The 18,625-nt window shown below is 67.7% G+C and carries 19 protein-coding genes; 12 read left to right on the top strand and 7 right to left on the bottom strand.

The window, feature by feature from the left end:
* Positions 1-2: 2 nt before the first annotated feature.
* The 3 genes from mtnA to WKI94_RS00280 all read left to right on the top strand — a co-directional run bounded on the left by mtnA (position 3) and on the right by WKI94_RS00280 (position 2,089).
* The gene (mtnA, locus tag WKI94_RS00290; RefSeq protein WP_337843773.1) at positions 3-992 is read left to right on the top strand and encodes an S-methyl-5-thioribose-1-phosphate isomerase; all 990 of its coding nucleotides are present in this window, start codon (positions 3-5) and stop codon (positions 990-992) included.
* Complete coding sequence (locus WKI94_RS00285) at positions 973-1,590, top strand: ComF family protein (protein ID WP_337843784.1); 618 nt, start codon at positions 973-975, stop codon at positions 1,588-1,590. The genes mtnA and WKI94_RS00285 overlap by 20 nt, the downstream gene beginning before the upstream one ends.
* A gap of 85 nt (positions 1,591-1,675) precedes the next feature.
* Entirely contained in the window at positions 1,676-2,089 is a 414-nt protein-coding gene (locus WKI94_RS00280; protein ID WP_337843772.1) for a DUF4258 domain-containing protein, read from the top strand.
* On the opposite strand, the gene WKI94_RS00275 is transcribed toward WKI94_RS00280, so the two are convergent.
* Positions 2,062-2,430, bottom strand: a complete 369-nt coding sequence (locus WKI94_RS00275) for a transcriptional repressor (protein ID WP_337843771.1) — start codon at positions 2,428-2,430, stop codon at positions 2,062-2,064. The two genes, WKI94_RS00280 and WKI94_RS00275, sit on opposite strands and share 28 nt — an antisense overlap.
* Positions 2,431-2,499: 69 nt before the next feature.
* On the opposite strand from WKI94_RS00275, the gene WKI94_RS00270 reads away from it, so the two are divergent.
* The 5 genes from WKI94_RS00270 (at position 2,500) to murJ (ending at position 10,261) form a co-directional block, all read left to right on the top strand.
* The gene (locus WKI94_RS00270; RefSeq protein ID WP_337843770.1) at positions 2,500-3,501 is read left to right on the top strand and encodes a YibE/F family protein; all 1,002 of its coding nucleotides are present in this window, start codon (positions 2,500-2,502) and stop codon (positions 3,499-3,501) included.
* 140 nt (positions 3,502-3,641) lie between these two features.
* Positions 3,642-4,760 (top strand): exonuclease SbcCD subunit D, encoded by a 1,119-nt coding sequence (locus WKI94_RS00265; RefSeq protein WP_337843769.1) that lies wholly within the window; start codon positions 3,642-3,644, stop codon positions 4,758-4,760.
* Positions 4,735-7,605 (top strand): SMC family ATPase, encoded by a 2,871-nt coding sequence (locus tag WKI94_RS00260; protein WP_337843768.1) that lies wholly within the window; start codon positions 4,735-4,737, stop codon positions 7,603-7,605. Before WKI94_RS00265 ends, WKI94_RS00260 begins: the two co-directional genes overlap by 26 nt.
* A gap of 21 nt (positions 7,606-7,626) precedes the next feature.
* Positions 7,627-8,697: a hypothetical protein gene (locus WKI94_RS00255; RefSeq protein WP_337843767.1), complete on the top strand. Its 1,071-nt coding sequence runs from the start codon at positions 7,627-7,629 to the stop codon at positions 8,695-8,697.
* Positions 8,687-10,261 carry a murein biosynthesis integral membrane protein MurJ gene (gene murJ, locus WKI94_RS00250; RefSeq protein WP_337843766.1) on the top strand — a complete coding sequence of 525 codons (1,575 nt, stop codon included), beginning with the start codon at positions 8,687-8,689 and terminating at the stop codon, positions 10,259-10,261. Before WKI94_RS00255 ends, murJ begins: the two co-directional genes overlap by 11 nt.
* On the opposite strand, the gene WKI94_RS00245 is transcribed toward murJ, so the two are convergent.
* From WKI94_RS00245 to WKI94_RS00220, 6 genes are read right to left on the bottom strand one after another with little or no spacing between them, the layout of a single operon-like run.
* Positions 10,229-12,130: an AMP-binding protein gene (locus WKI94_RS00245; RefSeq protein ID WP_337843765.1), complete on the bottom strand. Its 1,902-nt coding sequence runs from the start codon at positions 12,128-12,130 to the stop codon at positions 10,229-10,231. The two genes, murJ and WKI94_RS00245, sit on opposite strands and share 33 nt — an antisense overlap.
* An 11-nt stretch (positions 12,131-12,141) precedes the next feature.
* On the bottom strand, positions 12,142-12,909 hold the full coding sequence (locus WKI94_RS00240; RefSeq protein WP_337843764.1) for a serine/threonine-protein kinase: 768 nt from the start codon (positions 12,907-12,909) through the stop codon (positions 12,142-12,144).
* A complete protein-coding gene (locus WKI94_RS00235; protein ID WP_337843763.1) occupies positions 12,902-13,576 on the bottom strand; it encodes a metal-dependent hydrolase in 675 nt (224 codons plus the stop codon). The genes WKI94_RS00240 and WKI94_RS00235 overlap by 8 nt, the downstream gene beginning before the upstream one ends.
* A gap of 22 nt (positions 13,577-13,598) precedes the next feature.
* Positions 13,599-13,940 carry a DUF3809 family protein gene (locus tag WKI94_RS00230; RefSeq protein WP_337843762.1) on the bottom strand — a complete coding sequence of 114 codons (342 nt, stop codon included), beginning with the start codon at positions 13,938-13,940 and terminating at the stop codon, positions 13,599-13,601.
* Entirely contained in the window at positions 13,928-14,137 is a 210-nt protein-coding gene (locus WKI94_RS00225) for a DUF3248 domain-containing protein (protein ID WP_337843761.1), read from the bottom strand. The genes WKI94_RS00230 and WKI94_RS00225 overlap by 13 nt, the downstream gene beginning before the upstream one ends.
* A 25-nt stretch (positions 14,138-14,162) precedes the next feature.
* Positions 14,163-15,305 (bottom strand): class I SAM-dependent rRNA methyltransferase, encoded by a 1,143-nt coding sequence (locus WKI94_RS00220; protein WP_337843760.1) that lies wholly within the window; start codon positions 15,303-15,305, stop codon positions 14,163-14,165.
* Positions 15,306-15,417: 112 nt separating this feature from the next.
* Here WKI94_RS00220 and WKI94_RS00215 point away from each other — a divergent pair, with 112 nt between their 5' ends.
* Genes WKI94_RS00215 through WKI94_RS00200 form a run of 4 tightly spaced genes read left to right on the top strand, consistent with a single transcriptional unit; the run spans position 15,418 to position 18,623 of the window.
* Positions 15,418-15,732, top strand: a complete 315-nt coding sequence (locus WKI94_RS00215; protein ID WP_337843759.1) for a V-type ATPase subunit subunit G family protein — start codon at positions 15,418-15,420, stop codon at positions 15,730-15,732.
* The gene (locus WKI94_RS00210; RefSeq protein WP_337843758.1) at positions 15,729-17,687 is read left to right on the top strand and encodes a V-type ATPase 116kDa subunit family protein; all 1,959 of its coding nucleotides are present in this window, start codon (positions 15,729-15,731) and stop codon (positions 17,685-17,687) included. The genes WKI94_RS00215 and WKI94_RS00210 overlap by 4 nt, the downstream gene beginning before the upstream one ends.
* 12 nt (positions 17,688-17,699) lie before the next feature.
* Positions 17,700-17,999, top strand: coding sequence for a F0F1 ATP synthase subunit C (locus WKI94_RS00205; RefSeq protein WP_337843757.1), 300 nt, complete (start codon positions 17,700-17,702; stop codon positions 17,997-17,999).
* Positions 18,000-18,056: 57 nt separating this feature from the next.
* Positions 18,057-18,623, top strand: coding sequence for a V-type ATP synthase subunit E (locus tag WKI94_RS00200; protein ID WP_337843755.1), 567 nt, complete (start codon positions 18,057-18,059; stop codon positions 18,621-18,623).
* Positions 18,624-18,625: the final 2 nt, after the last annotated feature.

Genomic DNA, 18,625 nt, shown 5'->3' with positions numbered 1-18,625 from the left:
GCATGAGGCTTCTGCCCTTCCGCTTTGACCGGGAAGAGGGGGTCTTTTGGCTTCTGGACCAAAGGCGCCTCCCAAAGGAGGAGGTCTGGGTCCCGGTGCGCACCGCCCGGGAGATGGCCGAGGCCATCCGGGCCATGGTGGTGCGGGGGGCCCCGGCCATTGGGGTTTCCGCGGCCTTCGGCATGGTCCTGGCCCACCTATCCGGGGAAGATCCCGAGGAGGCGGACCACCTCCTACGGGCGAGCCGCCCCACCGCGGTGAACCTCTTCCACGCCCTGGACCGCCTCCGGCCCCACTGGGGGGACCTGGAGGCGAGCCTAGAGGAGGCCCACGCCCTCTGGCGGGAGGTGGAGGAGACGGAACGGGCCATTAGCCGCCACGGGGCGGAGGTCCTGAGGGGCCAGGTCCTCACCCACTGCAACACCGGCCCCCTGGCCACCGGGGGGTACGGCACCGCCCTGGGGGCCATCCTCGAGGCCCACCGCCGGGGCCTCGTGCGCCATGTCTGGGTGGACGAGACCAGGCCATACCTCCAGGGGGCCCGGCTCACCGCCTTTGAGCTCATGAAGGCCCGGGTGCCCGCCACCCTCATCGCGGACAACATGGCGGGCTTCCTCATGGCAAGGGGCCAGGTGGACGCGGTGGTCGTGGGGGTGGACCGCATGGCCCTAAACGGGGACTTCGCCAACAAGATCGGCACCTATACCCTGGCCGTTTTGGCCCACCACCACGGGATTCCCTTCTACGCTGCCCTCCCCCTTTCCTCCGTGGACCCCAGGCTGGAAAGTGGGGAGGGCATCCCCATAGAGGAGCGCTCCCCCGAGGAGGTGACCCACTTCCGGGGCCTTTCCATCGCCCCTGAGGGCTTCCCCGCCTACCACCCGGCCTTTGACGTGACCCCCCACCGCTACCTCACGGGGATCATCACGGAGAAGGGGGTGCTTTACCCTCCCTTTCATGAGGCCCTCCGCCGTGCCTTGGGCCTTTCTTGAGGAGCTTTTGGGCCACCTCTGCCCGGGGTGCCGTGGCCCCTTGGACCGGCCCTTCCTCTGCAGCGCCTGCCGGGAGGGTTTGAGGGCCTTCCATGCAGACCGCTTCCTTTACCTGGGCCTCTACGGCCGGGTAGGGGGGCTGGCCCGGGCCCTGAAGTACGGGGGGCGGTGGGGCCTGGCGGCCCTTCTCGCTGAGCCCCTGGCCCAAGGGGTGAGGGCGGCGGGCTGGGGCCTCGTGGGGGTCACCGCGGTGCCCACCCTCCTTCCCCGCCTCCTCCGGAGGGGGTACAACCCCCCGGACCTCCTGGCCCAGGCCTTGGCCGCCCGTCTGGGCCTGCCCTACCGAAAGGTGCTCTACCGGGCCCGGTACGCCCCAAGCCGCCCCCTGGTGGGGAGGCGGGAAAGGGCGCGCCTGCCCGAAGGCCTCTTCCGGCCCAAGGAGGGGGTGGAGGGGGCTTGGCTTTTGGTGGACGATGTCCTCACCAGCGGGGTTACCTTCTTAAGGGCGGAGGAGGCCCTCCTCGAGGCCGGGGCGGAGAGGGTGTACGGGGCCTTCATCGCCGTGCGGGACCCGGGGGCCCTGGGGCCTTACCGCTAGGTGCCTTCCTCGGGGTGCTTCCGTGGGCCTGGCGCCTTTTCCCCTAGGGGGCCTGGGCTAGACTGGGGGTCAAGGGGGGTTAGCCGTGAGGAAGCTTCGCCGTCTGGAGGATCTCCTTCCCCACCTGAAGGAAGGCCGCTACCGGCTGGGCCCCCATGTGGCCAAGCACATGCTCCAGGAGGGCTTCACGGAGCTGGACATCCTTAAGGCCCTGGAGTGGGGCCGGGAGCTTGCCATCTACCCCGAAGACGGGCGGATGCTGGTCCTGGGGTACATGGTCTTCCCCCCCAGGCTCAAGCTTCCCCTCCACGTGGTTCTGGACTACACCCCATCCCGCAGGGTGGACATCGTCACCGCCTTTATCCCCAGGGAGCCCTACCGGGTGTACTCCCGAACCCGCCTGGCTGCCCTCCTCCGCTTTAACGGGGCCTTTGAGGAGGTGCGCTGGAGCCTGAGGGAGGCCCGGGCCCGCTACGGGCAGTCGGGGCAGCGCCCGTAGACCGTGACCTCGTGCCCCTCGGGGCGGAAGCCTGGGGGGAGGAGGCCTTCGGCCTCGAGGGCACACCCCGGGAGCTCAAAGACCCGGCCGCAAGCCCGGCAGTAGAAGTGGTGGTGGTGCCCCTGCCCTGCGGGCTCGTAGCGCGGGGGTTCCCCCGGGAGGTGGACGGGGGCCAAAAACCCCTCCTCCACCAGGGCCTTCAGGTTGCGGTACACCGTGGCCAGGCCCAGGGTCGGGACCCTTCTTCGGGCCAAGTCCAGAACCTCCTGGGGGGAGAGGGGGCGGCCTGCCTCCAAGAAGGCCTCCCGGATGGCCCGGCGCTGGCGGGTGGAGCGTTCCATCCCCTTTAGGATACAGGTTTGAGAAGGGGTTTTCATCTCCTCTAATCCCCAGGCTGGCAGAGTGGGGGCATGCGTGTCCTCATTCTTTTCCTTTTCCTAGGGGTCTCCCTGGCCCAGGGGTACCTGGTGGGGCGGGTTCTGGAGGTGGACCCCCTTTCCGGCACCGCCCGGGTCCAGGTGGGTTCCGAGGTGCGGGGGGCCCTCCTGCCCCAGGGGGGCGGGGGGTTCGCTCCGGGAATGCGGGCCGTGCTCTACGAGGAAGGGGGGAGGCTTTACCTCGCGGAGCCCGACCGGATGCCGGCCCTCCTTACCCTCTTCGCCCTCTTCGCCCTGTTGGCCGCTCTTCTCGCCCGGGGCAAGGGGGTGCGGGGGCTTCTTGGGACCTTCCTTAGCCTTCTCGTCCTGGTCTTTTGGGTGGTGCCCCGCCTGGCCCAAGGGGGGAACCCCCTCCTCTACGCCCTTTTGGGGAGCCTGGGGGTGCTGTTCCTCACCGTCTACCTGGTCCACGGGGTGAACCGCAAGACCACCGCGGCCTTCCTGGGCACCCTCTTTTCCGCCCTTCTGGTCCTTTCCCTGGCCACCCTTTTCGTGCGGGCCCTGGGCTTTACCGGCCTCGCCTCGGAAGAAGCCCTCCTCCTCCACCAGTGGGGCGGGGTGGACCTCCTTGCCCTTTACCTGGCGGGGGTGGTGGTGGGGGCCTTGGGGGCGCTTACGGATGTCACGGTGACCCAGGCCTCCGTGGTCCAGGCCCTGGCCCACGCCGACCCCCAGGCTCCCTTCCTCCTCCTCTACCGGCGGGCCATGGAGGTGGGGTATGACCACATGGGGAGCCTAGTCAACACCCTGGTCCTGGCCTATAGCGCAGGAAGCCTTCCCCTTTTCCTCCTCCTCACAAAAGACCCCACCCCCTTGCGCTTCCTCCTCAACACCGAGCCCTTTGCCGCGGAGATCGTGGCCATGCTCCTGGGGTCTTTGGGCCTCCTCTTGGCGGTGCCCCTCACCACCCTGGTGTCCGCCTGGGCCTTCCGGGGCGGGCGGGGCGGGGCGCCGGACCATCCCCATCCCCACTAAGTGCCCCGCTGAAGCGTCCGCTTCGGCGGGGGTCCCAGAAGGAGGGTCTAGCCCGCTTTTTCTCCGAGCCCCGTGAGGATCTTCCTATGCCCGGGCACGTAAGCGCCCTGCCCCAGGGGCAGGGCGGTAAAATCCCTTCCATGCGCCTCCTCCACACCGCGGACTGGCACCTGGGGAAGGTCTTGAAGGGGATAGACCGCACCCCGGAGATTGCCGAGGCCCTGAAGGCCCTCCTGGAGATTGCAAAGAAGGAGCGGGTGGACCTGGTGCTGGTCTCGGGGGACCTCTTTGACCGGCCCCAGGTCTCTGCGGAGGCCGAAGCCCACGCGGTGGAGTTCTTCCTACACCTGAAGGAGCTTGGGGTGCCCGCCCTGGTCATTGCGGGCAACCACGACCCCAAGGAGCGCCTCGAGGCCCTAAGCCCCCTCTTCGCCGGGGTGGGGGCCACGGTGCGGGGCCGGCTCCTTTTCCGGGAGGAGGGGGGGGTGGTGGAGGTGAAGGGCATAGAGGCCTCCCTCCTTCCCTTCGTGTCCGAAAGGATCCTGGTGAAGCGGGTCTTCCAGGAGGAGGAGCGCCACCGCACCTATGCCGAGGCCATGCGCCGCATCCTGGTTAACCTCCAAAGCCCCCTGATGCTGGCCCACTTCGCCGTGGCGGGGGCGAGGCCCGGGGGCGGGGAGTTCTTCTTCCACCTTGAGGGAAGCTACGCTGTGCCCCTTTCTGCCCTTCCCCTTTCCGCCCGCTACCTGGCCCTGGGCCACGTCCACCGCCAGCAGCAGGTCTCGGAGGCTCCTCTGGCCTGGTACCCGGGAAGCCTGGTGCAGCTGGACTTCGGGGAAGGGGAGGAGGCGGAGCGGGGAGCCCTTTTGGTGGAGCTTTCCCCTTCGGGGCCCCCCAGGGTCCACCCCATAAGGGAGCGCTGGGGGAAGCCCCTAAGGACCATCCGGCTCACCCCGAAGGAGTTGGACCGTCGGCTAGAGGAGCTTAGGGCCTTCCCCGGCTACCTCAAGGTGGTGGTGGAGGGGCGGCTTTCCCCTCCGGTGAAGGAGCGGCTTTTCCAGGCCCTGCCTGGCCTCCTCGAGGTCCAGCACTGGGGGGGCGAGGCGAGCCCCACCCCCCCCACCCAAGCCCCCCCCTCCCTGGTGGAGGCCTACCGGGGCTACCTGAGGCTGAAGGGCCGGGAAGAGGAGGCGTTGGTGGACCGCTTTGGCCAGGTGCTAGAGGAGGTGGACCGTGAGGCCCTTGCGCCTGACGCTTAGGGGGTTTGGCCCCTACTTGGAAGAGCAGTCCGTGGACTTTTCCGACGTGGAGCTTTTCGCCATCACCGGCCCCACGGGAAGCGGCAAGTCCACCCTTTTGGAGGCCATGGCCTACGCCCTTTACGGAAGGGCCCCCAGGGTGGGCCGGGGGGTGGACCTCAAGCACCCTGCGGCCAGGGAGGCTTGGGTGGCCCTCACCTTTGCCCTGGGGAATCGGGTCTATCGGGTGGAGCGGGCCAAGGGGCGGCGGAACGAGGCCCGGCTTTACGAGGGGGATAGGCTTGTCCCCTTGGAAAAGCTCAAGCAGGTGGAGGATGCCCTCCAGGACCTCCTGGGCCTGGACTACGAGGCCTTTACCCGGGCCCTTTTCCTCCCCCAAGGGGAGTTTGACCGCTTCCTCAAGGGGGAGGCCCGGGAGAGGAGGGGGCTTCTCTTCCAGCTCTTTGAGCTGGAAAAGCTCAGGAGGGCCCGGGCCAAGGCCGAGGAGAAGCGAAAGGCCCTCCTTTGGGAGAAGGAGGCCTTGGAGAGGGAGGCCCAGGGTTTGGCCTGGGCCACCCCCGAGCTTAAGGAGGAGCTTCTGGCCAGGCTTTCGGAGGTGAACCAGGAGATCCCAAGGCTCAAGGAGGAGATAGGGGAGAAGGAGAAGGCCCTCAAAGAGGCGGAGGACCTCCATGCCCTCCTGGAGAAGCGCCACCGGCTCCTCGCCCGCCTCGAGGCCCTAAAGGCCGAGGGCCCCAAGATGGAAAGGCTCCGGGCGCGCCTGGAAGGGGCCCAGGAGGCGGAGAAGGCCCTTCCCCTTTGGGAGGACTTCTTTGAAAAGCGAGACAAGCTGAAGGAGACCCTTAAGGAGATGGCGCGCCTGGAAGGGGAAAGGGCAAGGACCCTGGCGGAGCTTGACGCCCTGGGCTTTGACCCCGTGGCCCTAAGGGAGGCCGAACGGGCCCTAAGGGAGGCCCAGGGGCTTAGGCTCCTGGAGGCCCTCCTCCGGCGGGCGGGGCCCTTTCCCCCCCACCCCGCCCCCTGGTTTGACCCCCAGGGCCTGGAGAGGCTTCTGGAGGAGGAGGGCCCCCTCCAGAAGGAGCTTGAGGCCCTTTCTGACTGGGTTCAGGCCCAGGACCACCTAGAGGAGAAGGAGGCGGAGCTTAAGGCGCTGGAGGCCGAGGAAGAAGGGCTTCGGGCCAGGGGCCAGGCGGTCCGGGAGGCCTGGGAGACCTTGGGAAAGGCCTACCGGGCCGCCCAGGCCTGGACCCTCCAGGCCCAGCTGGAGGCCCTGGAGGGGGAGGTTCGGGGCCTGGAGGCCCTCCTCAAGGAGAAGGGGGAGGCCTTGGGTGCCATCCAGGAGGAGGAGCGCCGCCTGGGCCTTCTCGCCTACCGGGACCTCCTCCGGGTGGGGGAGCCCTGCCCCTTGTGCGGGGGGGTGGTCCACGCCCTTCCCGAGGTTCACAAATCCCTTTCGGATCCTAGGGCCAAGGCCGGGTTGGAAAGGGAAGTGCGCGAGCTTACCCAAAAGCTCGCCCTTAAGGAGGTGGAAGGGAAGAGGCTTCGGGAGGAGCTCCAAACCCTGGGGGTGGAGCCCGCTCCCGGGGATGTGCAGGCCCTGAAGGCCGAGCTGGAGGCCCAGGAGAGGGCGCTTCAGGAGCTAAGAGAGGCCTACCGGGAGGTCCAGGGCCGGAGGAAGGCCGTGGAAAAGGAGGTGGCCCGCCTCAAGGAGGAGGAGGCCCAGCACCGCCTAGCCGGGGTCCAGGACCCCCGGGCCCGCCTCGAGGCCCTAAGGGAGCGGGAAAAGGCCCTCCAGGAGGAGAAGGCCGCTTTGGCCTCGGGCCTACAGGCCCACCTGGACGAGGCCACGGGGGGGAAGGGGGTGGAGGCCCACCTGAAGGCCCTGGAGGAGCAGTACGAGGCCCTAAAGGAGCTGGAGGAGCGTTTCCAGAAGCTTTCCCAAAAGCTCCAGGGGCTTGAGGGGGATCTCAAGGCCCTTGCTGCCCGCAAGGAGGAGCAGGAGAAGGCCCTAAGGGAGGCCGAGGCCCGCACCCAGGGCCTCATGCCCTACGAGGAGGCCAAGGACCAGGCCCTTTCCCCCGAGGAACGGCAGGCCTTGGAGGGCCGCCTGAAGGCGTACGAGGAGGAGCTCCGCCAGGTGGAGGAGGCCTTAAGGGCCCTCCCCCCCCTTCCAGAGCCCGCGCCTACCCTGGAGGAGGTCCGGGAAAAGGTCCAGGCCCTAAAGGGGACGCTTCCGGGCTTAAAGGAGAAGTTGGAGGAGCTCATGCGGGAGGGGGGCCGTTTGGAAGAGCGCCTAAAGGCCTTGGAGGAGGCGGAAGCGAGCCGCCGGGAGGTGGAGGGCCGGCTGGCTTGGCTCGTGGGGGAGCTGGACCTTTGGGCTAAGCTCGCCCAGGACCTCCAGGAGGACAATTTCCCCGCCCACCTCCTAGGCCAGCGCCAGGAGGCCCTTCTGGCCCGGGCCAACGAGCTGCTTTCGGCCCTTTCCGGGGACCGCTACCGCCTCCTTCCCAAGGCGGACGATTACCTCATCCTGGACCGCTGGGCGGAGGCGGAGCGCCCGGTGCGCACCCTCTCGGGGGGGGAGAGCTTCCTGGCCAGCCTGGCCCTGGCCCTGGCCCTTTCGGAGGAGCTTTCCAAGGGAAGGCTTGGGGCCTTCTTCCTGGACGAGGGCTTCGGCACCCTGGACGGCGAGACCCTGGAGATGGCCGCTGGGGTCCTGGAGGCCCTTCCCACCCAGGGCAGGCTGGTGGGCATCGTCACCCATGTGGAGGCCCTGGCGGAGCGCTTGCCCGCCCGGCTTAGGGTGCGCAAGACCCCCAAGGGGAGCTGGGTGGAGTGGGCCTAGGCCATGCCGCCTTCTTGTAGCATGGAGCCCGTGGGCGTTCTGACCCGTTACCTTTCCGCCACCCTAGCCCGGGCCCGGTACGACCTCTTGGCCCCGGGCCGCTATGTGGGCGAGATCCCCGAGCTCGGCCTAAAGGTGGAGGCCGAGCACCTCGAGGCCGCCCGCACCGCCTTGCAGGAGGCCCTGGAGGCCTACCTTTTGGACACCCTGCGCCAGGGGGTCCTGCCCCCCGGCCTCGAGGCCCCCGAAGACCCCATTAGGGCCCGCTTCTTCGCCCTGGCCCAGGAGATGTGGCGCCTCCTCAAGGCCCCCTCCCCGGATGAGCCCCTTCCGGAGGAGAAAAAGCCTCCGGAGAGGCCCAAAAAGGGCCTGGCCAGCCTGGAGGAGTGGCTTTCGGGCCTTGGCATCCAGGTGGTGCGCCGCCCGGAGGCCGAGGAGGAGGAAAAGGAGAGGGTGCTCACCCGGCTGGCCCTCTTCCTGGGGGACCGTTACCCCAGCCTGGAGAAGCTCTACGAGCGCTTGAAGCAGAGCCTTTCCACCAAGCGCCAGTTTGAGCTCTCCTTGGCGGAGGCTTCCCAGGAGGAGATCGCCAACTCCACCCAGTTCTGCACCCTCCTCAAGCAGTACGCCCTCCTCACCAGCTACCACTACAAAAGCGAGGAGCGGCGCATCCGGGCCAAGGCCAGCACCGAGGGCTGGGTGCAGAACTTCCTCACCGGGGGCTGGCTGGAGCGCTACGTGGCGGAGAAGCTCAAGAAGTTCCTCCGCTCCAAGAACCTGCCCCACGAGGTGGCCGTGGGCTACCAGGTGACCCTGCCCGGGGGCGAGGCCATGGAGCTGGACGTGTTGGTGCGGGTGGGGGAGCGCTTCTTCTGGTTTGAGGCCAAGACGGGGGAGTTCCAGGCCCACATCGCCAAGTACGCCGCCCTCAAGAAGACCCTGGGCCTCTCCGGGCGGGAGAGCTTTCTGGTCCTCCTGGGGATGGACAGGGCACGCGCCAAGGAGCTCTCCGCCCTCCACGGCCTCACGGTGGTGAACCAGGCGGGCTTCCTCGAGGCCTTCCAAGAGGTCCTGGAGAAGGATGCTCCGTAAGGTCCTCCTGGTCATGGGGGGCACCCTGGCCTCGAGGGTGCTGGGCCTGGTGCGCCAGGCCCTTTTCAACGCCCTTTACCCCGATGCCCTGAAGGACGCTTTCAACGTGGCCTACCGGGTGCCGAACCTCCTGAGGGAGCTTTTGGCCGAAGGGGCGGTGCAAAACGCCCTCATCCCTCTCCTAAAGGGGCTTCCTCCGAAGGAGAGCCGGCCCTTCGCCCGCCGCTTCTACGCCTTCCTCCTGGGGGTGAACCTCTTTCTCCTGGGGGCGGGCTACCTCCTCGCCCCCCTGGTGGTGGACCTCCTGGTGGCCCAGGAGAGCCACCTCCGCCAGGAGGCGCTTTTCGGGCAGGTGGTCTACCTCACCCGGCTCCTCCTCCCCTTCCTCCTCGGGATCTCCTTAGCTGCCCTCTTCTCCGCGCTTTTGCAGGCGGAGGAGCGTTTTCTGCCCTACGCCTTGGGCCCCATCGCCTTCAACCTGGTGACCATCCTCCTCATGGCCCTTTTCCCGGGAGATCCTACGGTCTTGGGCCTTTCCGTGGCCTTGGGCGGGATCTTCCAGGCCCTGGTCCAGCTCCCCTTCCTCCGGGGCTTCTTCCCCGAGTGGCGCTGGCACCCAGCCTTGGGCCAGGCCCTCCTCCGCATCGGGCCCTTCGCCTTCACCACCTCCTTGCGCCAGTTTCTCAACCTGGTCCTCACCCACATCCTCACCCGCTACCCCCAGGCCGCGGTCACCGGTTTTTACAACGCCGAGGTGATCTTCCAGATGTTCCTGGGCCTCTTCGCCACCTCCCCCGCCATCGCCCTCTTCCCCCGCATGAGCACCCTTAGGGGGGCGGAGCTCGCCCGCTTCCTGAGGGGCCCCCTGGCCAGGGTGGGCCTTCTCCTCGGCCTCCTTTCAGGGCTCGTGGTGGGCCTCGCCCCTTACGGGGTGGTCCTCCTCTTTGGCCTTTTCGGCCCCTTAAGTCCAGAAAACCGCCGCTATAGCGCCGAGGTCCTCACTGCCTTGGGCCTCGCCCTCCTCCCCTGGGGGCTCAACACCCTCCTCCTCCGGGGGCTTTACGCCCTGGGACGGGTACGGGAGGCGGTTGCCGCCAGCGCCCTCGTCTTTCTCAGCAACACCCTGGGCTACTGGCTCCTAAGGGACGTGGGCCTTTTCCTCCTCAACCTCTCCACCGCCCTGGCCGGGTATCTGGGGCTTTTCCTCTACCTCTTCCTCCTCCGCCGGGAGGGGGTGGGGGGGCTTGGGGTGGGGGGGCTTCTCCTGCGCCTTTTCCTCCTCAACCTCTCCACCGCCCTGGCCGGGTATCTGGGGCTTTTCCTCTACCTCTTCCTCCTCCGCCGGGAGGGGGTGGGGGGGCTTGGGGTGGGGGGGCTTCTCCCGCGCCTTTTCCTCCTAAGCCTCCTCGCTGCCCTTCCTGGCCTCCTTCTCCAAAAGGCCATACCCGCCTTTATCCCAAAGGAAGCCCTCCCCCCCCTCTTCCTAGGCGGAGGGCTTGGGGCGCTCCTTTACGGGGCCGGGGCCCTTCTCCTAAGGCTTTCCCTCCCCCGATTGGGCCGCTAGGCGGATGGCCTCCACCGCCTCGGGGTTTTCCAGGGCGGAGAGGTCACCGGGGTCTTGGCCCAGGTAGGCCGCCCGCACCACCCGGCGCATGACCTTGGCGTTCCGGGTCTTGGGGAGGTCGGGGACGAAGAGGACCCGCTCGGGCCTTAAGGGTTTCCCCAAGGCCTCGGCCACCCTGTCCGCCACCTCCTCCGCCAGGGCCGGGCCCGCCTCCACCCCTGGCTTCACCACGGCGAAGAGGAGGATGGCCTCCCCCTTCACCGGGTGGGGCACCCCGATGGCCGCGCACTCCCTTAGGGCGGGGTGGGCCATGGCCGCGGTCTCCACCTCCGCGGGGCCCACCCGCTTGCCCGCCACCTTCAGGGTGTCGTCGGAGCGGCCCAGGATGAAGAAGTGCCCCTCCTCGTCCAGAAGGGCGAAGTCCCCGTGGACCCAGACCCCAGGGACCTTGCTGAAGTAGGTCTTGAGGTAGCGCTCCTCGTCCCGCCAGAAGCCCTTGGTCATCCCTGGCCAGGGCCTAAGGACCGCCAGCTCCCCCACTTGGCCCCGCACCGGCCTTCCCATCTCGTCCAAGACGGCGGCCTCGATGCCGGGAGCGGGGGCGTTGAAGCCCATGGGCTTGATGGGGCGGAGGAGGACGTTCCCCAGGATGCCCCCCGAGACCTCCGTCCCCCCGGAGTAGTTCACGATGGGGTGCCGTTCCTCCCCCACCACCCGGAAGAACCAGAGGTAGGGCTCGAGGTTCCAGGGCTCCCCCGTGGAGCCCAAGACCCTTAGGGAGGAGAGGTTGTGGGCCCGCACGGGGCCTTCCCCAAAGGGGATGAGGGCCCGCACCAGGGTGGGGGAGAGGCCCAGGTGGGTGGCCCGGTGGGCCTCCACCAGCCGCCAGATCCGGTCGGGCCCCGGGTGGTCGGGGGCCCCGTCGTAGAGGAGCACCGTGGCTCCCAGGATGAGCCCCCCCAGGATGGCCCAGGGGCCCATCATCCAGCCCAGGTCGGTGAACCAGAAAAGCCTTTCCCCAGGACGGAGGTCAAAGAAAAGGGCCAGGTCCAAGGCGGCCTTTAAGGGGAAGCCCGCGTGGTAGTGGACCGTGCCCTTGGGGCGGCCCGTGGTGCCTGAGGTGTAGATGAGCATGAAGGGGTCCATGCTTCCCATGGTCTCCGCGGGGGCTTCCTCCCCCTCGCCCCCCGCCAAGACCTCCCCTTCTTCCAGGGGAAGGCCGAGCCTCGGCACCACAAGGACCCGCTCCGTCCCCGCAAGCGCCCGGGCTTTGCGGGCTTCGCCCAAAAGCTCCACCTTTTTCCCCCGGCGAAGAAAGCCATCTTGGACGATGAGGAGCTTGGCCTCCGCGTCCTTGAGCCGCATCGCGGCGGCCTCCGCCGCGTAGCCAGAGAAGATGGGTATGGCGATGGCCCCGATATGGGCCGCCGCCAGGAGGTAGAGGGCGGCCTCGAGGCCCAAGGGGAGCCAAAGCCCCACCCGGTCCCCCCGTTCCACCCCCAAGGCCCTAAGCTCCCCCGCCCGCCGGGCCACCTCCTTCCTGAGCTCCCCATAGGTGAGGCTCCGCACAGCCTCGTCCTCCGTCTCGTGGACCAGGGCCAAGGCCTCTTCCGGGTGGCCTAGGGCCCAGTCCGTGAGGTTCAAGGCCCCCCCTACGAAGAACCGGGGGAAGGGGAAGCCCCCCTCCATGGCCTTCTCGTAGGGCCTCCGCCAGGGGAGGGCCAGGTGGTCCATGAGGGCCCTATAGAACTCCTCGGGCTCCTCCACGCTGTAGCGGTGGAAGGCCCCGTAGTCCGAAAAGCCCAGGGCCTGCATCAGGCGGTAAAGCCGGGTGGCCTCCGCCCCCAGGGGGTACCATACGCCTTCCATGCCTTCCTCCTTCAGGTTTTGGCCAGAACCTCTAGGAACTCCTGGATGCTCCCCCGGTCCTCGGGCCTTTTGGCGAGAAGCTGCCTTAAGGCCCGGTCCAGCTTTGGGGGAAGGGAGGTGGGGGGTGGGGGAAGGAAGAGGTGGGCATTCTGGATTTCTTGCAAGCTCTCCCCCCTAAAGGGCCGCCGTCCGGTGAGGAGTTCGTAGGCCATGACCCCGAAGCTGTAGGCCTCGCTCTTCTCGCTGGGAAAGGCCCCCAAGAGGAGCTCCGGGGCCAGGTAGAAGGGGCTTCCCGCGTACTCCCGGCTCCGGTCCTCCTTGGCTCTCAGCGTTCCCAGGTCGCCCAGCTTGTAGACCCCCTCTCCCACGAAGACGTTGGCGGGTTTCACGTCCTGGTGCAAAAAGCCCTTCTCGTGGAGGAAAAGGAGGGCCTGTCCCACCTGAAGGAGGGCCTTCTTGGCCTCCTCCCTGGGCAGGGGGCCCTGAAGGAGGCGCTCCTCCAAGGTGCCCCCCTCCAGGTACTCCAGGGCCAAAAAGGCCTCCTCCCCCAAAGGCACCCCCCATAGCCCCCGCACCAGGTGGGGGTGCCGGAGGGAGAGGGCGAAGTTCACCTCCCGGGCGAAGCGCTCCGAAAGGTGGGGATCCTCCCGCACCCCCTTCTTGGGGATCTTGAGGGCCACCCGTTCCCCGCGGGGTCCGTGGGCAAGGTAGACCTGGGCCGTCTGCCCGAGGCCCAAGAGCATCTCCAGGCGGAAGTCCTTCCGGCTTGGGCTAGTCAAGCCTTAAGACCTCCCCTGGCTTAAGGGCGTGCCCCTCCACGCCCTTCTTCCTGGCCCTCTGGGCAAAAGCCTCCCCGTCTTGGCGGATGGGGGGGAAGGTGTTGTAGTGGATGGGGACCACCCTCTTGGGCCTTAGGAGCTCCAGGGCTTTCAGGGCATCCTCGGGGTCCATGGTGAAGTGGTCGCCGATGGGGAGGAAGGCCAGGTCCAGCCCCAGCTCCCCGATGAGGCGCATATCGGAAAAGAGGGCGGTGTCCCCCGCGTGGTAGAGGCGCCTGCCCCCAAGCTCCACCACCACCCCCATGGGCATCCCCCCGTAGGTGCCGTCGGGGAAGCTAGAGGAGTGCCAGGCGGGGACCCACTTGAGCCACCCCCCTTCAAAGCGGTAGGTCCCCCCGAGGTTCATGGGGATGCTCTTTGCGCCGTGCTTCTCCGCGTAGGTGGCGATCTCAAAGGTAGAGACCACCATCCCGCCCTTCTTGGAGAGGGCCACGCTGTCCCCGAAGTGGTCCCCATGGGCGTGGGTGACGAGGATAAGCTCCGCCTCCACCTCCCCCACCCCGGCCGCGGCCATGGGGTTTCCGGTGAGGAAGGGGTCTATGAGGATCCGCGTTTTCCCGTCCGAAAGGAGCACCGCCGAGTGGCCAAGATATCGGACTTCCACCATATTCCGCCCCCTTTGGGAGCCACTATACCAGCGTTTGGGCCTTCTGGGAAAGGGTGTTTTCCAGCTGGCGGAGAAGGAGGGCTTCCAGGATCCGGGCCAGGGCCCGATCGCCCCACTTCTCCCCTAGGTGGAGCCGGAAGGAAAGCTCCAGCACCCCCTCCCCAAGCTGCCCCTCCACCTCCAAGGCAGGGGGGGGGAGGGGGAGGGGCCGGAGGAGGGGCCCCTCGAGGCGGGCGGCGAAGGGCAGGCGCACCTCCCCGAAGACCGGGGCCTGGGCGTGAACCTCCCCGTAAAGCCGGTCTCCCTCTAACCGCAAGGTGAGGGGAAGGCCCTTGGGGGGCAGGGGAAGCCTTAGTCCACCCATTCCACCCGCACCTTCCCTTCCTGTACCAGCCGGGCCAGCTCCGCGTCCGGCACGTTCAGGAGGCGGGGGCGTTCCCGGAAGCGAGGGGTGGCGGAAGCCAGGCCCACCCGCACCACCACCACGTCCTCCTCCTCTGCTTTGCCGATGCGCCAGACCAGGTGCTGCCCCAGCTTCTCCAGAAGCCCCTCCCCTTCCATGCCCCCAGTCTACCCCTCATTTCCCTTAGGCCATTTGGAGTAGGGCAAACTTCAGGTAGTGGGTTTCCGGGTGGTTGAGGAGGACCAGGTGGTCCCACCCCTGGCCGCGCTTTTCCAGCACGCGGAAGGCCCGACGGGCGTCCTGGGCTGCGTCCTTTAGCATCTCGTAGAAGAGGGGCTCGGTGAGGTGGTGGCTGCAGCTGGCCGTGGCCAGGATTCCCCCCTCCTTGAGAAGGCGCATGGCCCTCAGGTTCACCTCCTTGTAGGCCCGGTAGGCCCGCTCCACGTCCTTCCTCCCCTTGGCGAAGGCCGGGGGGTCCAGGACCACGAGATCAAACCGCTCCCCCTCCCTTTCCAGGGCCCTTAGGAGGTCAAAGGCGTTGGCCTCCACCGTTTTCAGGGAGAGTCCATTCAACTGGGCGTTTTCTTCCGCCCGCTTCAAGGCGGCCTCGGAGCTATCCACCGCCACCACCTCCTTGAACCCCAGGGCCAGGTGCAGGGCGAACCCCCCCATGTAGCTGAAGACGTCCAGGGCCCTTTCTCCCCGGAAGCGCTCCATGAGGATGCGGTTGTCCCGCTGGTCCAGAAAGGCCCCCGTCTTCTGCCCCTCAAAAAGGTCCACCAGGTAGCGGATCCCCCCCTCCTTGACCTCCACCCTAGGGGGCACCGCCCCCAGGAGGGGGCGGGTGTAGAGGGGAAGCCCCTCCAGGGTCCTGACGGGGGCGTCGTTCTTGGCCAGGAGGCTTTTGGCGTAGGGCCTTAGGACCTCCACCACCCGGGGAAGGAGCCCCTCCCAGGCGTAGGCCGTGGCCTGGAGGACCAGGTGGCCGGCGTAGCTGTCCACCACCAGCCCGGGCAGGAAGTCCCCCTCCGCGTGGGCCAGGCGGAACCCTCCTTCGGGCTCTTCCTCCAGGGTCTTCTCCCGCCGGGCCAGGGCCCGCTTGAGGTTTTCCAGAAGGGCCTCCTCCGGCTCCCCCTCCCCAAACCGGTAGGCCCGCACCGCGAGGTCGCTTTGGGGGTTGTAAAGGGCCAGGGCCAAGAAGCGCCGCCCGAAGTAGACGGGGAAAAGCCCAGGCTCGCTGGGGCCCGAGAGCACATCCCGGCGGAACACCCAAAGGTGGCGGCCCAAAAGCCTCTCCGCGCCCCGCTCGTTGACCAGAATCCTCATCCGGCAAGTATACTTAGTCGGGGCTTGATGGATGGCCCGTTGACAGGCCCCAAAGGAGCCGGTAATATAGCCGGCAGGCGCATTTTGCGCATCTTTTCACAAGGGAGGGGCGATGGCAGGCCTGGGACTTATCAAAAGCCTAGCGGAGAAGGAGCATGAGCTCCTGGCCCGCCTCGAGGGAGCAAAGAAGGAGGCGGAGGCCATGGTGAAGCGGGCCCAGGAGGAGGCCCAAGCCCTCCTCCAGGAAGCAGAGGCCAAGGCCAAGGCCCTGGAGGAGGAGTACCGGGCCAGGGAGGCCAAGGAGGTGGAGGCCATCCTGGTGGCCTACCGCCAGCGGGCGGAGGAGGAGGCCAGGAAGGTGAAGGAGGCCGTACAGGCCAAGCTCCAGGCTGCGGTGGAGCTGGTCTTAAAGGAGGTCCTTCCGTGATCGCCCCCATGGAGAAGCTGGTCCTGGCCGGGCCCAGGTCCAGGTCCAGGGTCCTTCTCCAAAGCCTCCAGCAGGCGGGGGTGGTCCACCTGGAAACCTTGCGGACCAAGGCCCTTTCCGAGTACCGCCTCTCCCCCGAGGAAAGGGAGGAGCTTAGGCGCTGGGAGGGTGTGGCCGCGGGGGCGGAGCACACCCTGGCCCTCCTTGGCCAGGAGCCCGAGCCCGCCCGGCCCTTTCCCGAGGGGCTTCCCGAGGCGGAGAAGGCCCTAAAGCCCATCCAGGCCCACGCGGAGGGGCTTACCCGCCAGAAGCAGGAGCTGGAGGAGGAGATCGCCCTGGCCGCCACCTACCTGGAGCCCCTGGAGAAGCTTTCCTCCATGGCCCAGGGCCTGGACAAGAGCCCCTTCCTCCGGGTCCTCCCCTTCCTCCTTGCGGAGAAGGAGCTTCCCCTGGTGGAGGAGGCCCTGAGGAAGACCCTGGAGGACCGCTATCTCCTGGTCCATGAGCCCTACGGCAAGGGCCTTGCCGCCTTGCTTGTGGTCCACCGTAAAGAGGTGGAGGCAGCCAAGGCTGCCCTTTCCCGTGCTGGCCTCGCGGAACTGAAGCTTCCCGGGCGCTTCAGCGAGCTTTCCCTCTCCGAAGCGGCCCGCCTCCTCAGGGAGCGCTCGGAAAAGGCCCCCAAGGAGCTTTCCGAGGTGCGCCAGGCCCTCTTCAAGCTGGCGGGGGAGGCCCTTTCCACCCTGCGGAGCCTCTGGACCCGGGCCAAGGACGAGGTGGCCCGCCTCAAGGCCCTGGAGGAGTTGGCCTCGGGGCGGTACGGCTTTGCCCTCTTGGGTTACGTGCCCGCGAAGGCCAAGGCCCGGGTGGAGGAGGCCCTGGCCCGCCACAAGGAGGAGGTGGTCTACGCCTTTGAGCCGGTGGACGAGCACCACGAGGCGGACCGCGTCCCCGTGGCCCTGGACAACCCTCCTTGGGCCAAGCCCTTTGAGCTTTTGGTTTCCTTCCTCAACACCCCCAAGTACGGCACCCTGGACCCCACCCCGGTGGTCCCCATCTTCTTCCCCTTCTGGTTCGGGATGATCGTGGGGGACATCGGCTACGCCCTCCTCTTCCTCCTCCTCGGGCGCTGGCTTTCCGGCTACGCCAAGCGGAATGAGACCTTGGCCATTGACCTCTTCGCCCTGAAGCTCAAGCCCGAGGTCATCCGCAAGCTGGTCTACATCCTGAACTGGATGGTCTTCTGGACCGTGGTCTGGGGCCTGGTCTACGGGGAGTTCTTCGGGACCTTCCTGGAGCACCTGGGGGTCTTCGGTACCCCCGAGCACCCGGGCCTCATCCCTATCCTCATTCACCGCATCAATACCGCCGAAACGGCCAACCTCCTTATCCTCCTTTCCGTGGCCTTTGGGGTGGTCATGGTCTTCTATGGCCTCCTCCTTAGGGCCTACCTGGGCCTCAAGCACCACCACATGGCCCACTTCTGGGAGGGGGTGGGGTATTTGGGGGGGCTTACCGGGATCCTCGCCCTGGCGGCCTCCTACCTGGGGAACCTCCAGGCGGGCTGGCTCAGCCTTCTCATGTACCTTGGCTTTGGCGTGTTCTTGCTTTCCGTCCTCATGAGCCGCCTCTGGCTCATGATTCCGGAGATCTTCACCCAAGCGGGGCACATCCTTTCCCACATCCGTATCTACGCCGTGGGGGCTGCGGGGGGCATCCTGGCTGGGCTCCTCACGGACGTGGGCTTTGCCCTGGCGGATAGGCTTGGGCTTCTGGGGGCCCTTTTGGGCATTGGGGTGGCGGGGGTGCTCCACCTTCTCATCCTCCTCCTCACCACCTTGGGGCACATGCTTCAGCCCATCCGTTTGATCTGGGTGGAGTTCTTTACCAAGTTCGGGTTCTACGAGGAGAACGGCAGGCCATACCGGCCGTTCAAAAGCGTCCGCGAGACGCAGTAGGGAGGGAAAACGATGAAGAAGCTACTGGCGGTTCTTTTCCTGACGGTGTTCGGCGCGTTGGCCTTGGCGGCGGAGGAGGTGGCGGCCTCCGGGGGTCTGGACCGGGGCCTCATCGCCGTGGGCATGGGGTTGGCGGTGGGCCTGGCCGCTTTGGGCACGGGCGTGGCCCAGGCCCGCATCGGGGCCGCGGGCGTGGGGGCCATTGCGGAGGACCGGGGCAACTTCGGTACCGCCCTTATCTTCCTCCTCCTGCCCGAGACCCTGGTGATCTTCGGTCTCCTCATCGCCTTCATCCTGAACGGCAAGCTCTAAGCCCTTTCTGGGCCCTGCCCTCCTTGGGGTGGGGCCCTTTTCCCCAAAGGAGGGTGAATGTCTAAGCTGGAAGCCATCCTGAGCCAAGAGGTGGAGGCGGAGGTCCGCGCCGTCCTCGAGGGGGCGAAGAGGGAGGCGGAGGGCCTTCTGGCCGAGGCCAGGGCCAAGGCCGAGGCCCTGGTGGGCGCCAAGGAGAAGGCGGTAAGGGCCGCCTTCCAAACCGCCCTCAAGCGGGCGGAAAGCGCTGGGGAGCTCCTCCTTGCCACCGCCCGGGCCCAGGCCAAGGGGGAGGTGCTGGAGGGGGTGCGGGCCCGGGTGGAGGAGACCCTCCTTGCCCTTCCCAAGGACCCCCGCTGGCCCGATATCCTGAAGCGGCTTGCCGAGGAGGCCCTTTCCGCCCTGCCCGAGCCCGAGGCCCTCTTGGCCCACCCGGAGGATCTGCCCCACCTGGAGGACCTGGCCAAGGCGCGGGGCCTAGCCCTCCGTCCCGACCCTGCCTTGCGCCTCGGGGTGCGGGCGGTGGGCCGGGGAGGGAAGACCCAGGTGGAGAACTCGGTCCTCTCCCGTCTTGCGCGGGCCTGGGATGCCCTTTCGGCCAAGGTGGCCCAGGTCCTTTGGGGCTAAGG

It is taken from the genome of Thermus sp. (assembly GCF_037444525.1).
Taxonomy (GTDB): Bacteria; Deinococcota; Deinococci; order Deinococcales; family Thermaceae; genus Thermus.
Note: the sequence above shows the minus strand (reverse complement) of the source record. Positions and strands in the feature narration are given on the sequence as shown.